This is a genomic window from Sphaerotilus sp. (assembly GCF_041083715.1).
GTDB lineage: Bacteria > Pseudomonadota > Gammaproteobacteria > Burkholderiales > Burkholderiaceae_C > Sphaerotilus.
Genome location: NZ_JBFPGY010000054.1, coordinates 1 through 12,797 on the forward strand (window position 1 = coordinate 1; position 12,797 = coordinate 12,797).

Here is a 12,797-nt window from a genome sequence, read left to right on the forward strand (position 1 = left end):
GCCAACGGGCCGAGTCCGTTCAGGCGGATCGCGTAGCGGGCCGAGAAGCCGGCCGGCATGTGCTGCACGATCAGCACCGGCGGCACCGCCGGTGACAGGCGGGCGAGCAGACGCGGTGTCGCTTCGGTGCCGCCCGTCGAAGCGCCGATGGCGATGAGACGACCAGCGGTCGACGCAGGCCCCGCCGCCGTCTCGCTCGTGCAGGCGCCACGGCGAATCGACAGGCGAGGCCGCGCTGCTTCACGCAGGCGGGCGACCACGGCCCCCTCGAAGGCGTCGAGGGTGCCCTGTGCACCGGGCAGCGGCTTTTCGATGAAGGCCACCGCACCGAGCGCCGTGGCGCGCAGCACGGTCGTCTGGTGCTGGCGAGTGGCCGACGCGATCATCACCACCGGGGTCGGCCGCAGCCGCATGAGCCGCTCCAGGAAGTCCAGGCCATCCATGCCCGGCATGACCATGTCGAGCGTGACCACATCCGGATCAAGCCCGCGGATCATCTCGCGGGCCTGCAGCGCGTCAGCGGCCTCTCCGACGCAGACCAGGTCGGTGTGGCGCGCCAGCACGGCGCAGATCATGGCCCGGGCTGCCGCGGAATCGTCGACCACGAGCACACGGATGGGCGTGCTCGCCACGGTGGCCCAGAACGAACAGGCGGGGGACCTCACGGCAGCTCGGCGAACAAGGTGGTCATGGCGCCGCCACCGACCTTGCGCCGGACCTCGCGCTCCAGCGCCAGCACCAGGTTGTGCTGGGTGGGGGGCAATCGGCGCACCATCACACGCCCGGTGCGTGGAAAGAAGCAGACCTTGCGCGGACTGCTGCCGAGCACGTCCTTCGAGATCAGCGTGATCTCGTGGTCGCGCAGGTAGTCGAGCGCGAACCGGGTGTTGCGCTCGCCGACATTCAGCGAGCCGGGCCCCGGGATCATCGCGGCTCCGCCGAACAGCTTGGCCTCCATCGTGCGGCGGGTCGCCCCCTGCCGCAGCAGCGCGTTGATGAGGCGTTCCATGGCCTCGATGCCGTAGCGGCCCGCATCGGGCGCCGAGCCAGATCCACCGGGCAGCATGAAGTGGTTCATGCCACCGATCTGCGCCTGCCGGTCCCACAGACAGGCGGCGATGCACGACCCCAGCGTGGTGGTGATGACGATGTCCTCGCCATGCACGAAAAACTCGCCCGGCATGATGCGGACGGCGTCGGCGTTGAAGACCACCTCGCGGTAGAAAAAGTTCGCCTGCCCATCGACCCGCGGCAACGCGCGCAGCCGCTCGATGCGCCCAGGCACAACCCTGGCCAGGGCGGGTTCGGCACGGACGGTTTCGGCAGCCGGAAGAGTGGGCAATTGGGACAAGGACAGCTCGCTGTGCAATTCAGATCACTGTGCTGGTCACACGCCCACACCCGCACGCGGAGAAGCCCGCCAAACACCAGCCATCTTCCCCTCAAGTCGCGGGGGTCATGCCGTAGACTGCAAATGCGTCCCTTTCGAATGTCTTTTTCATTCTTTCTTCCGGAATACCCGCACTACCCATGCGCCAGCCGTCCCCTCTCGTGCGAGACACGACCGTGATCACGGTCGGTGGACACACGCTGCAGGTCGGACTGGCGCTGCAGTTGCTGGAACGCGCGGGCCAGCACGACTGGATGGCGAGGCTGGATCCTGGCTCGCCCGCCTGGATGCAGGCGCTGATCGACGGCCTGTGCACACTGTCCAGCCGCGACCCGCTGACGGGGCTGTTCAACCGACGCCAGTTCGAGGCCAGCCTGGACAGCGAGATCGACCGCGTGGCACGCACCGGCGAGTCCGCGCTGCTGCTGCTGCTCGACATCGACCACTTCAAGCGCGTCAACGACACCTATGGACACGCCGCGGGCGATGTCGTGATCCGCCACATCGGGAAGGCGCTGCAGGATTGCGTGCGCCCGATGGACACGGTCGCGCGGCTGGGCGGCGAGGAATTCGGCGCCGTACTGCCCAACTGCCCTGCCAGCTTCGGACAGACGGTGGCCGACCGGGTGCGGCAGGCCATCGAATCCACGGTCGTCGTTGCCGCACCGGACCAGCACATCACGGTCTCGGTGAGTGTCGGCGGTGCATTCGCGCCGCAGTGGGTGCGCTCGTCGTCGCATCTGTGGATGGAGCGGGCCGACCAGCAGCTCTACCGGGCCAAGGCCGCCGGCCGCAACTGCATCCGCCTGGAGTCGCAGCCACGCTCCGAGGTGAGCAACGAGGAGCGGGACATGCTCTTCAGCGCCGTGTCGGCCTTCGTGCCGGACGCCATGGACTCGGCGATGGATTCGTCGATGGATGCCACCCCATGAGCAACGCCCACATCCTGGCCATCACCAGCGGCAAGGGTGGTGTCGGCAAGACCATGCTCAGTGCCAATCTGGCAGCGGCACTGGCCCGCCTCGGCGAGAAGGTGCTCGTCATCGACGCCGACCTCGGCCTGGCCAACCTCGACGTGGTGCTCAACCTGCACCCGCGCACCACGCTGCATGACGTCTTCACCGGCAAGGCCCCGCTCGACCAGGCCGTGATCGATGCCCCCGGCGGTTTCCAGGTGATGCTGGCCGGCTCTGGTCTGATCGAATACTCGCGGCTCACGGCCCAGGTGCGCGAGCAACTTGCGTTGCTGCTCGACACCGTGCGCCCCCGCTACGACCGGGTGCTGATCGACACCGGTGCCGGCATCTCGGACATCGTGCTCTACGCCGTCTCGCTCGCCGATGAAGTGCTGGTCATCGCCACGCCCGAGCCCACCGCGCTGGCCGACGCTTACGCCACGATCAAGGTGCTTGCGATGCAGCAGTCCCGCACCTCGACCATGCTGGTGGTCAACCAGACCCAGCGCACGGGCGAGGGCCGCCACGTCGCCACGCAGTTGCAGGCGGTGGTCCACCGCTTCGTGCAGTTGCCGGACGGCGCGTCGATCGAGCTGCAGCCGCTGGGCGACATCGCGCTGGATTCATCCGTGCGCCAGTCCGTGCAGAAGCGCCAATTGCTGATGCTCGCCTATCCGGGTTCGGACGCGGCCCGCGACATCCGCGCGATCGCCGGCCGGCTGATCACGGCGACTTCGGCGGCTGGGCTACAGTCCGGACCATGAACCCCGAGACCTCCGACCAGCCCGTGACGCCCTATGCCTGGGTCGGCGGCGACGCCCGCGTGCGCGAACTCGTCAACCGCTTCTACGACCTGATGGACCTGGAACCCGGCTACCGTGCACTGCGCGCCGCCCATGGCACCACGCTCGACGACGCCCGCGACAAGCTCTACTGGTTCCTCAGCGGCTGGCTGGGCGGCCCGAACCACTACATCGAGCGCTTCGGCCACCCGCGGCTGCGCATGCGCCACATGCCGTTCTCGATCGGGGTGCAGGAGCGGGACCAGTGGGTCGCCTGCATGCACCAGGCGATGACCGAGTTGGCACTCGACCCGGTGCTGGTCGAACGACTGACCGAGAGCTTCTTCGGCACCGCCGACTGGATGCGCAACCGCTGACCGGCTCCGCCGTCAGCGCAGCCGCCCGTCCGGCCGCCGCGCCGACGCCAGCAGCACGATCAGCGCCCCCGCCCCACCGTCCGGCCCGCGCGCCTGCGTGAACGCCAGCACCTCCTGGCGCTGCACCAGCCAGCCGCGCACCTTGCCCTTGAGCACCGGCTGCCGCCCGGGCGAGCCCAGCCCCTTGCCATGCACGATGCGCACGCAGCGCCAGCCACGCTTGCCCGCGTCGTTCAGGAACAGCGCCAGCGCCTCGCGCGCCGCATCGCGGTTCAGGCCGTGCAGGTCGATCTGGCCCTGCAGCGACCAGCGACCCAGACGCAGGTGCTTGAGCACATCGTCGCCGATGCCGGACTGGCGGTAGGACAGCTGGTCGTCGGTTTCCATCAGCGAAGCCGCGTCGAAGTCGTCCGACAGCGACACGCGCAGCACCTCGGCCTCGTCGAGCGCCCGCTGGAACGGCAGGGGCTGCGGGCGCGGGCGGGCGATGTCGGCCAGATTCGAGGACCGCAGCGGCGTGACGGCACCGACCGTGCGGGCGAACAGCTCGTGCTCGCGCCGCCGGGCCGCTTCCACGGCGGCGCAGCGAGCAGCCGCTTCCTCGGCCTGCTGGCGCTGTTCGCGCAGCGCACGGTGGATGGCAGCCAGCGCCGACAGCGAATGCGCCTTCACAGCAGCCCCCGCTCCGCGAACGACACCACCGGCCCGCGCCCGACGACCATGTGGTCGAGCACGCGCACATCGACCATCGCCAGCGCCGACTTCAGGCTCTGCGTCAAGAACTCGTCGGCGCGCGACGGCTCGGCAACGCCGGAAGGATGGTTGTGCGCCAGGATCACGGCGGCCGCGTTCAGCGCCAGCGCGCGCTTGAGGACTTCCCGCGGATAGACGCTGGTCTGCGTCAGCGTGCCGCGGAACATCGGCTCGTAGGCGATCAGCCGGTGCTGCGCATCGAGGAAGAGCACGGCGAACACCTCGTACCCCAGCTCGCCGAGCTGCAGCTTCAGGTAGTCGCGCACCGACTGGGGCGAATCGAACACCGGCCGCTGCGCCAGCTCCATCGACAGTGCCCGCCGCGCCAGCTCCAGCACCGCCTGCAGCTCGGCGCGCTTGGCCGGCCCGAGCCCCTTCACAGCCTTCAGCGCATCGCCCTCGGCCCGCAGCAGACCCCCGAGCCCCCCGAACCTTGCCAGCACCTGCGCAGCCATCTGCAGCACGCCGGTGCCCTGGATGCCGGTGCGCAGCAGCAGCGCCAGCAGCTCGGCGTCGGCCAGCGCGGACGGGCCTTGGGCGAGCAGCTTTTCGCGGGGACGCATCGCAGCAGGAAGGTCTTTCATCGGCGGCACCTAAAATCGGGGCCAGTCTACCCAGAACTGACCGCTCCCTGCCCCCGTATCCCCCATTTCCACCCTCCACTCCCCCAACAGGATCACCGCCGTGCCTCAGGTCCAACCGGGTTCATTCCTGACCCTGCATTACCGCCTCGCCGGCCCCGACGGCGGCGACATCGTCAACACCTTCAACGACAAGCCCGCGACGCTCTCGCTCGGCGCGGGTGAACTCGCGCCGGCCATCGAGTCCCGCCTGCTCGGTCTGGAAGAAGGCACACGCACGACCATCGCGCTGGCGCCCGGCGAAGCCTTCGGCCCGCGCAGCCCGGACATGGTGCAGAAGCTCAAGCTCGCCGTCCTGCGCGAGATGGGCGACCCACACGAGCAGTACAGCGTCGGCGACGTGGTGCAGTTCCCGACGCCGGACGGCCGCGGCTCCTTCGCCGGCGTGCTGCGCGAACTCGGCCCGGCGTCCGAGGACTGGGCCGTGTTCGACTTCAACCACCCGCTGGCAGGCCAGCCGTTGACCTTCGAAGTGCAACTGATCGGAGTGCTGTGATGAGCGCGATCCGCCAGGAATCCCTGCAAGGCCATGTCGAGGAAGTCGTGCTCGCGCAGCCGCGCGGCTTCTGCGCCGGCGTGGACCGCGCCATCGAGATCGTCGAGCGTGCGCTGGCGAGATTTGGTGCCCCCATCTACGTGCGCCACGAGATCGTCCACAACACCTACGTCGTCAACGACCTGAAGGCCAAGGGCGCCATCTTCATCGAGGAGCTCTCCGACGTGCCGCCCGGCGCGACGCTGGTGTTCAGCGCCCACGGCGTCAGCCAGGCCGTGCGCGCCGAGGCCCGCGAGCGCGGCTTCGAGGTGTTCGACGCGACCTGTCCGCTAGTCACCAAGGTCCATGTCGAGGTCGCCAAGCTGCGCCGCGAGGGCTACGACTTCATCATGATCGGCCACAAGGGCCACCCGGAAGTCGAAGGCACGATGGGCCAGCTCACCGAGGGCATCCACCTCGTCGAGGACGTGGCCGATGTCGCCGGCGTGCAGGTGCCCGACGAAAGCCGCATCGCCGTCGTCACGCAGACGACGCTGAGCGTGGACGACGCCGCCGAGATCCTGCGCGCCGTCAAGCAGCGCTTCCCGCAGGTGCGCGAGCCGAAGAAGCAGGACATCTGCTATGCCACCCAGAACCGCCAGGACGCCGTCAAGGTGCTGTCCGGCGAGGTGGACATCGTCATCGTCGTCGGCAGCCCGACCAGCTCCAACAGCAACCGCCTGCGCGAGGTCGCCGAGCGCCTGAGCACGGCGTCCTACATGGTGGACAGCGCCGACGAGATCCAGGCCGCGTGGTTCGAGGGCCGCCCGCGCGTGGGCCTGACCGCGGGCGCCTCCGCGCCCGAGCTGCTGGTCGATGCGGTCATCGCGCGGCTGAAGGAGCTTGGCGCACTGAGCGTGCGCAAGATGCCCGGCGTCGAGGAGCACATCGAATTCCCGCTGCCCAAGGGCCTGGGCGACAAGGCGATGGCCGAAGCCGGCGTGACCGCCGCGCCGCGCCCCCACTGAACACTGCAACACGAGACTTCCATGCTGGACATCACCCTGCTGCGCCGCGATCTGGACGGCGTCCTCGCCCGCCTGGCCACGCGCAAGAACCCGCAAGCCTTCCTCGACGCCGACGCCTTCCGCGCGCTGGAAGCCGAACGCAAGACCCTGCAGATCCACACCGAAGAGCTGCAGTCGCGCCGCAACCAGCTCAGCAAGCAGATCGGCGCGCTCAAGTCCAAGGGCCAGGACACTGCGCCCGTGATGGCCGAGGTCGGCGGCATCGGCGACGAGATGAAGGCCGGCGCCGACCGGCTGACGCAGATCCAGGCCGCACTGGACGCGATGCTGCTGCACGTGCCGAACCTGCCCGCCGCCGACGTGCCGGTCGGTGCGGACGAACACGCCAACGTCGAGGTCCGCCGCTGGGGCACGCCGCGCACGTTCGACTTCCCGGTGAAGGACCACGTCGATCTGGGCGCAGCGCTGGGGCTGGATTTCGAGACGGGCGCCAAGCTCTCGGGCTCGCGCTTCACCTTCATGCAAGGTGCTGCCGCCCGGCTGCACCGCGCGCTCGCCCAGTTCATGCTCGACGTGCAGACGACCGAGCACGGCTACACCGAGTGCTACACGCCCTACCTCGTGCAGGCCAAGGCGCTGCAGGGCACCGGCCAGCTGCCCAAGTTCGAGCAGGACCTGTTCCACGTCACTTCGGGTGACGGCGATGCCGCGGGCAGCAAGTGGTACCTGATCCCGACCTCGGAGGTCACGCTGACCAATGCGGTGGCCGAGACGGTGCTGGCGATCGACCAGCTCCCGATCAAGCTCACCGCACACAGCCCGTGTTTCCGCTCGGAAGCCGGCTCGGCCGGGCGCGACACGCGCGGCCTGATCCGCCAGCACCAGTTCGACAAGGTCGAGATGGTGCAGATCGTCCACCCCGAGCACAGCGCAGGTGCCCTTGCGGAGATGGTTGGCCACGCCGAGGCGATCCTGCAGAAGCTGGGGCTGCCCTACCGCGTGCTGCTGCTGTCGACCGGCGACATGGGGTTCGGTGCGGCCAAGACGTTCGACCTCGAAGTCTGGGTACCGGCGCAGGGCACGTTCCGCGAGATCAGCTCGTGCTCGAACTGCGAGGCCTTCCAGGCGCGGCGCATGCAGACGCGCTTCAAGAACGCACAGGGCAAGAACGAGTTCGTCCACACGCTGAATGGCTCGGGGCTGGCGGTGGGGCGCACGCTGGTGGCCGTGCTGGAGAACTACCAGAACGCCGACGGCAGCATCACGGTGCCGGCTGCGTTGCGGCCGTACATGGGTGGCGTCGAGTTGCTGCTGCCCGCTTGCTGAACTTGCAGAAAGTTCGCTATACTTGCGGTCTTGCCTGAATTGACCCAGGCAGCCCCTTACAGGAAGGGTGGCAGAGTGGTCGATTGTACTTGACTCGAAATCAAGCGTACGGAAACGTACCGAGGGTTCGAATCCCTCCCCTTCCGCCAAAAAAGCAAAACGCCCGCCACAAGCGGGCGTTTTTGCTTTTACACCATCAATACCCGAGGAAATCCACCTCGAACACCAGCGTCGCATTCGGCGGAATCACGCCACCCGCGCCACGCGCGCCATAGCCCAGGTTCGGCGGAATCAGCAGCACACGGGTCCCGCCGACCTGCATGCCTTGCACGCCTTCATCCCAGCCGCCAATGACCATGCCCGCGCCGAGCGCAAAGCGGAACGGCTGACCGCGGTCCTTGCTGGAGTCGAACTTGCGACCACGGCCATCCGGCGCGGCGGCATCGTGCAACCAGCCGGTGTAGTGGACGCTGACCTGGCGGCCTGCGGCGGCGGTGTCACCAGTGCCGACGACCGTGTCTTCGTACTGCAGACCCGAGGGGGTTGAAATCATGTGGAAACCTTTGCGAGGGTAGGAACAACGGAAACGGGCGCGATCATGCCACCAGTTTGGGCGTCCGCCCACCCGTTGTCACACTTGACACCGAACGGTCCAGCGTGACACCGCTTCGGACAGGAATTGATTTATCTCAACGCGCCAAGGTACCACCAAGTCCAGCGCCTGCGCTGCTGCCTGCAGCACCACCAATGGCCGATCTGTGTCGATGGCTGTGGCACCGGTCTGCTTGGAGAGCTTCTCGCCGTGCCCATCCAGCACCAGCGGCGTGTGGTGATGACGCGGTGTCGGCAGGCCCAGGCAGCGCTGCAGCCAGACCTGTCGGGGCGTGTTGTCGGCCAGATCCTCACCGCGCACGACGTGGGTGATGCCCTGCGCCGCGTCATCGACCACGACCGCGAGCTGGTAGGCCCACAGCCCGTCTGCGCGGCGCAGCACGAAGTCACCGACCTCCCTGGTGACGTTCTGGTGCTGCGGACCGAGTCGCCCGTCGGCCCAGTCGATGCAGACGTCGGCACCGCCGGGCTGCACGGTCAGCAACCGCACTGCGCGTGCACCAGCCCATGGCCCCGACCGCACCACCCCACCGGGGCGGCAGGTGCCAGGGTAGACCAGCTCGCCGTGGCGGGTGCGGTCGTGGCCTGCGGCGGCCAGCGCCAGCGCGATCTCGCGCCGCGTGCAGCGGCAGCCGTACGCGAGGCCGGCCGCGTGCAGCGTATCCAGCGCGCGGGCATAGAGATCGCCGCGGCGCGACTGCCAGACCGGCGGTTCGTCCGGATGCAACCCGCAGGCAGCGAGCTGGCGCAGGATCTCGGTGTCCGCGCCGGGCACGCAGCGCGGCGTGTCCACGTCCTCGATGCGCACCAGCCAGCGCCCGCCATGGGCCCGCGCGTCGAGCCACGAGGCCAGCGCAGCGGCCATCGAGCCGGCGTGCAGCGGCCCGGTCGGCGATGGGGCGAAGCGGCCAACGTAGCCGCCCGCGCCAGGCCCGGCGCTCACAGGATCAGGCCGGCGTGCTGCTCCAGCAGCGCCTGGCGGGTGACGGGGCTTTCCAGTTGCTGCAGCCACCAGGACAGTGCGCGGCCCATGCCGGGACCGCCGCGCCAGGCGTAGTGCAGCTCGACCCGGGACACCGGGTCTTCGGTGTGCTTGACGACCAGCCGTCCCGCCGCGACATGCGCGCGCAGCAGCGGCTCGGGCAGCCGGCCGCAGCCCAGGCCGCGGATCTGTGCTTCCAGCTTGGCCACCAGCGAGGGCACGGTCAGCACGTCCTGTCCGGGCTGGATGCCGTAGGTGCGGCGGTCCAGGCGCTGTGCGGTGTCGGCCAGCGCGACGATGCGGTGCTGCGCGACGGTGCGCATCGACAGCGGCTCGGGCAACGCCGCCAGCGGGTGGTGCGGCGCGACGGCCAGCAGCATGTCCAGTGTGCCGAGCGCGGCACTCTGCATGCCCTGGGGCAGGCTGTTCGCGCCGGCGAGGCCGATGGCCAGATCGACCTGCCCGGAGGTCAGCGCCTCCAGCGTGCCAGCCATCACCTCGTTGCGCAGACGCAGCCGTGTGGGGAGCGGTCCGGCGTCGGGCGACTCGGTGCAGCGCAGCGCGTAGAAGGCTTCGATCAGGTCGAAGATCGCCCGCGGCGCCACGAGGTTGTCCACCGCGATCGCCAGCGTCGTTTCCCAGCCGGTGGCCACACGCTGCACGCGGTTGGCCACGGCGTCCATCTGCGCGAGCAAGCGGCGGCCCTCGTGCAGCAATTCGGCACCGGCGGCCGTCAACTGCGCCTGGCGCGAGCTGCGGTCGAACAGCAGCACGTCCAGCGCCTCCTCCAGCTGCCGCACGCTGTAGGTCAGCGCCGAAGGCACCTTGCCCAGCTCGCGTGCCGCAGCGGCGAAGCTGCCGGTGCGGGCGATGGTGTCCATCATCTCCAGTGCTTCGGGGGTCAGGGCGTGGCGGCGGTCGGTCATCGGCGGCAAGGCGCGCAGGCGCTCGGATTCAAGTCTTTTGAATGATGCCATCACAGTGGCTCTGTTCCGGACAAGCCCCCGACGCGCATCATGGACACCCAGACGAAAGGCCCCACCATGATCACCCTGCGCAAGTCCATCGAACGCGGCCACGCCCAGCATGGCTGGCTCGACAGCTTCCACAGTTTCTCGTTTGCCGACTACTTCGACCCCGCCCACATGGGCTGGGGCAACCTGCGCGTGATCAACGACGACCGCATCGCCGCGCACACCGGCTTCGGCATGCACGGCCACCGCGACATGGAGATCGTCACCTACCTGCTCGCCGGCGAACTGGAGCACCAGGACAGCATGGGCAACGGCGCGACCATCCGCACCGGCGAGGTCCAGCGCATGAGCGCCGGCACTGGCGTGCGCCACAGCGAGTTCAACCACAGCGGCGGACAGACCCACCTGCTGCAGATCTGGCTGCTGCCGTCGGCGCGTGACCTGCCGCCGAGCTACGACCAGCAGGTCATCGCCGAAGCCGACAAGCGCGGTCGCCTGCATCTGGTGGCGGCGCCGGTCGGCGCCGCCGACGCTGCACAGGCAACGATGCAGATCAACGCCAACGCCCGCCTGTGGGCCGGCCGCTTCACCGGCGATGCATCGGCGACGCTGGCACTCGACCCGGCACGCAAGGCCTATGTCCACCTCGCCCGCGGTCGGCTCACGGTCAACGGCCACGCGCTGGCGGCGGGCGATGCACTGCTGCTCGCGCAGGAGGCGGGTCTGGTGATCGGCCAGGGCGACGACGCGGAAGTGCTGGTCTTCGACCTTGAATCCTGATCCGGCAGACACCTCGGGCACGCTACAGTCGCGCCCATGGACTTCCTGCTGCGACTGATCCGGGTGCTGCCGCTGGCCGACTGGCTGGCGCTCGGCACCTTCTTTGCGGGGTGGATCGGCTATGTCCGGTTCTCGAAGGCACGCGCCCAGCGCCGCCCGTCGGTGCTGGCGAGCACCAACCGCATCCGCGGCGAGTGGATGCTGGAGGCCACCTTCCGCGACAACCGCATCGTCGATGCGGCGGTGTCGCAGAGCATGGCATCGAGCCCGAGCTTCTTCGCGTCCACCACCATCTTCATCATCGGTGGCCTGATGGCTGCGATCGGCGCAGCCGAGAAGACGGCCGAGATGGTGCACGACCTGCCCTTTGCGACGCCCACCTCGACCCTGGTGCTCGACCTGAAGCTGCTGGTGCTGACGGGCATCTTCGTGCATGCCTTTTTCCGCTTCACCTGGTCGATGCGGCAGTACAGCTTCGGCGCGCTGCTGATCGGTGCGGCGCCGTCATCGAAGGACTTCGACAGCACCACCGACCCCGACTTCCGCCGCCGCTACGCCGACCGCGCCGGCCGGGTGCTGGCCCTGGCGGCCGAGACCTTCAACGACGGGCTGCGCGCGGTGTACCTGAGCTTCGCGGCGGTGCTGTGGTTCCTGTCGCCGCTGGCCTTCATGGTCGGCACGGTGGGGGTGATCGGCGTGCTCTATCGGCGGGAGTTCCACTCCGATGTGGTGGCGCTGCTGAACGAGCCGGTCAACGAACCGGCGTGAGCTGCGCGCCGAGCGCCTCGCGCTCGTCGAAGACAAAGCAGCCGCCCTGCCAGCCTGGGGCGCCATCGGTTTCCTCGAAGTACTTCAGGATGCCGCCTTCGAGCTGGTAGACGTGGTCCAGTCCGATGTCCTGCAGGTAGATGGCGGCCTTCTCGCAGCGGATGCCGCCGGTGCAGAAACTCACGATGGTCTTGCCGGCCAGATCGTCGCGGTGGTCCAGCACGGCCTGCGGAAATTCGCTGAACTTGCCGATGCGCCAATCGATCGCACCGACGAAGGTGCCGTGGTCGACTTCGAATGCGTTGCGCGTGTCCAGTGTGACGACCGGGCGACCGTCGTCGTCATGGCCCTGCGCCAGCCAGCGCGCCAGCACCGCGGGCGCGACACTCGGCGCACGACGCGCCTCGGGGCGGATGCTGGGGTGGTTCATGCGGATGATCTCGCGCTTGACCTTGACCTTCAGGCGCAGGAAGGGCGTGGCCGCACTCCAGCTTTCCTTGGGTGCCAGGTCGGCGAAGCGCGGATCGGCACGCAGGTAGTCGACGAACGCGCGCACGCCATCGGCCGGGCCGGCCAGGAAGAGGTTGAGCCCCTCCGACGCCAGCAGGATCGTGCCTTTGAGGTGGTTCGCCGCGGCGTTGCCCTGCAACTGGGCGCGCAAGGCCTCGGGGTCGGCCAGCGTGACGAACTTGTAGGTGGAGATGTTGAGGATGGGGGTGTTCACAGCCCCGATTGTAGAAACACCGCCTCACCATCCTTTGTCGGAGCGCAGTTGCCGATCCGACAGCGGCAGGTCCGGCCCATCGCCACGCTGCAGGATCACTGCTGCCGCCAGATCACTCATCTGGCGTGCCCCCTCGTCGGTGAAGTGGACGAAGTCCGCGAAGTGGCGCCGCCCACCCGGAATCTGGGCAGCGGCATCCATCAGCGGTAGGCCGCGCCTGGCAGCCAGC

At 68.8% G+C, this 12,797-nt stretch carries 17 protein-coding genes and 1 tRNA gene; 9 read left to right on the top strand and 9 right to left on the bottom strand.

The window, feature by feature from the left end; translation table 11 throughout:
• Together AB3X43_RS02605 and cheD are read right to left on the bottom strand one after the other, a co-directional pair.
• The coding region (locus AB3X43_RS02605; protein ID WP_369428330.1) for a response regulator at positions 1 to 665 on the bottom strand (665 nt) is incomplete at its 3' end.
• A complete protein-coding gene (cheD, locus tag AB3X43_RS02610) occupies positions 662 to 1,342 on the bottom strand; it encodes a chemoreceptor glutamine deamidase CheD (protein ID WP_369428331.1) in 681 nt (226 codons plus the stop codon). The genes cheD and AB3X43_RS02605, both read right to left, overlap by 4 nt.
• Positions 1,343 to 1,530: 188 nt before the next feature.
• Between cheD and AB3X43_RS02615 the strand changes: the two genes are divergently transcribed.
• The 3 genes from AB3X43_RS02615 to AB3X43_RS02625 are packed head-to-tail and all read left to right on the top strand — an operon-like array spanning position 1,531 to position 3,505.
• Positions 1,531 to 2,322, top strand: a complete 792-nt coding sequence (locus tag AB3X43_RS02615) for a GGDEF domain-containing protein (RefSeq protein WP_369428332.1) — start codon at positions 1,531 to 1,533, stop codon at positions 2,320 to 2,322.
• Positions 2,319 to 3,110, top strand: a complete 792-nt coding sequence (locus AB3X43_RS02620; RefSeq protein ID WP_369428333.1) for a P-loop NTPase — start codon at positions 2,319 to 2,321, stop codon at positions 3,108 to 3,110. Before AB3X43_RS02615 ends, AB3X43_RS02620 begins: the two co-directional genes overlap by 4 nt.
• Positions 3,107 to 3,505, top strand: coding sequence for a group II truncated hemoglobin (locus AB3X43_RS02625; RefSeq protein ID WP_369428334.1), 399 nt, complete (start codon positions 3,107 to 3,109; stop codon positions 3,503 to 3,505). The genes AB3X43_RS02620 and AB3X43_RS02625 overlap by 4 nt, the downstream gene beginning before the upstream one ends.
• 12 nt (positions 3,506 to 3,517) lie before the next feature.
• Here AB3X43_RS02625 and AB3X43_RS02630 read toward each other — a convergent pair whose 3' ends face one another.
• Both AB3X43_RS02630 and radC read right to left on the bottom strand, forming a co-directional pair.
• Positions 3,518 to 4,177: a Smr/MutS family protein gene (locus tag AB3X43_RS02630; protein WP_369428335.1), complete on the bottom strand. Its 660-nt coding sequence runs from the start codon at positions 4,175 to 4,177 to the stop codon at positions 3,518 to 3,520.
• Positions 4,174 to 4,842 (bottom strand): RadC family protein, encoded by a 669-nt coding sequence (radC, locus tag AB3X43_RS02635; RefSeq protein ID WP_369428336.1) that lies wholly within the window; start codon positions 4,840 to 4,842, stop codon positions 4,174 to 4,176. The genes AB3X43_RS02630 and radC overlap by 4 nt, the downstream gene beginning before the upstream one ends.
• A gap of 100 nt (positions 4,843 to 4,942) precedes the next feature.
• On the opposite strand from radC, the gene AB3X43_RS02640 reads away from it, so the two are divergent.
• The 4 genes from AB3X43_RS02640 to AB3X43_RS02655 all read left to right on the top strand — a co-directional run bounded on the left by AB3X43_RS02640 (position 4,943) and on the right by AB3X43_RS02655 (position 7,877).
• Entirely contained in the window at positions 4,943 to 5,395 is a 453-nt protein-coding gene (locus tag AB3X43_RS02640; protein WP_369428337.1) for an FKBP-type peptidyl-prolyl cis-trans isomerase, read from the top strand.
• Positions 5,395 to 6,402: a 4-hydroxy-3-methylbut-2-enyl diphosphate reductase gene (gene ispH / locus AB3X43_RS02645; protein WP_369428338.1), complete on the top strand. Its 1,008-nt coding sequence runs from the start codon at positions 5,395 to 5,397 to the stop codon at positions 6,400 to 6,402. The genes AB3X43_RS02640 and ispH overlap by 1 nt, the downstream gene beginning before the upstream one ends.
• A 21-nt stretch (positions 6,403 to 6,423) precedes the next feature.
• Positions 6,424 to 7,728 carry a serine--tRNA ligase gene (gene serS / locus AB3X43_RS02650; protein ID WP_369428339.1) on the top strand — a complete coding sequence of 435 codons (1,305 nt, stop codon included), beginning with the start codon at positions 6,424 to 6,426 and terminating at the stop codon, positions 7,726 to 7,728.
• 61 nt (positions 7,729 to 7,789) lie between these two features.
• Positions 7,790 to 7,877, top strand: a tRNA-Ser gene (locus AB3X43_RS02655).
• A 47-nt stretch (positions 7,878 to 7,924) separates the two neighbouring features.
• On the opposite strand, the gene AB3X43_RS02660 is transcribed toward AB3X43_RS02655, so the two are convergent.
• The 3 genes from AB3X43_RS02660 to AB3X43_RS02670 form a co-directional block, all read right to left on the bottom strand.
• Positions 7,925 to 8,281, bottom strand: a complete 357-nt coding sequence (locus tag AB3X43_RS02660) for an FKBP-type peptidyl-prolyl cis-trans isomerase (protein ID WP_369428340.1) — start codon at positions 8,279 to 8,281, stop codon at positions 7,925 to 7,927.
• A gap of 78 nt (positions 8,282 to 8,359) precedes the next feature.
• Positions 8,360 to 9,205, bottom strand: a complete 846-nt coding sequence (gluQRS, locus tag AB3X43_RS02665; RefSeq protein ID WP_473965047.1) for a tRNA glutamyl-Q(34) synthetase GluQRS — start codon at positions 9,203 to 9,205, stop codon at positions 8,360 to 8,362.
• Between the two features lie 74 nt (positions 9,206 to 9,279).
• Complete coding sequence (locus AB3X43_RS02670) at positions 9,280 to 10,248, bottom strand: LysR substrate-binding domain-containing protein (RefSeq protein WP_369428345.1); 969 nt, start codon at positions 10,246 to 10,248, stop codon at positions 9,280 to 9,282.
• 117 nt (positions 10,249 to 10,365) lie between these two features.
• Here AB3X43_RS02670 and AB3X43_RS02675 point away from each other — a divergent pair, with 117 nt between their 5' ends.
• Positions 10,366 to 11,076, top strand: a complete 711-nt coding sequence (locus AB3X43_RS02675) for a pirin family protein (RefSeq protein ID WP_369428346.1) — start codon at positions 10,366 to 10,368, stop codon at positions 11,074 to 11,076.
• 36 nt (positions 11,077 to 11,112) lie between these two features.
• A complete protein-coding gene (locus AB3X43_RS02680; RefSeq protein ID WP_369428342.1) occupies positions 11,113 to 11,844 on the top strand; it encodes a DUF599 domain-containing protein in 732 nt (243 codons plus the stop codon).
• Here the strand turns inward: AB3X43_RS02680 and AB3X43_RS02685 are convergent.
• On the bottom strand, positions 11,828 to 12,568 hold the full coding sequence (locus AB3X43_RS02685; RefSeq protein ID WP_369428343.1) for a sulfurtransferase: 741 nt from the start codon (positions 12,566 to 12,568) through the stop codon (positions 11,828 to 11,830). The genes AB3X43_RS02680 and AB3X43_RS02685 overlap by 17 nt on opposite strands.
• A gap of 24 nt (positions 12,569 to 12,592) precedes the next feature.
• Positions 12,593 to 12,797 (bottom strand): hypothetical protein (locus AB3X43_RS02690; RefSeq protein WP_369428344.1); only part of this gene is annotated, 205 nt, incomplete at its 5' end.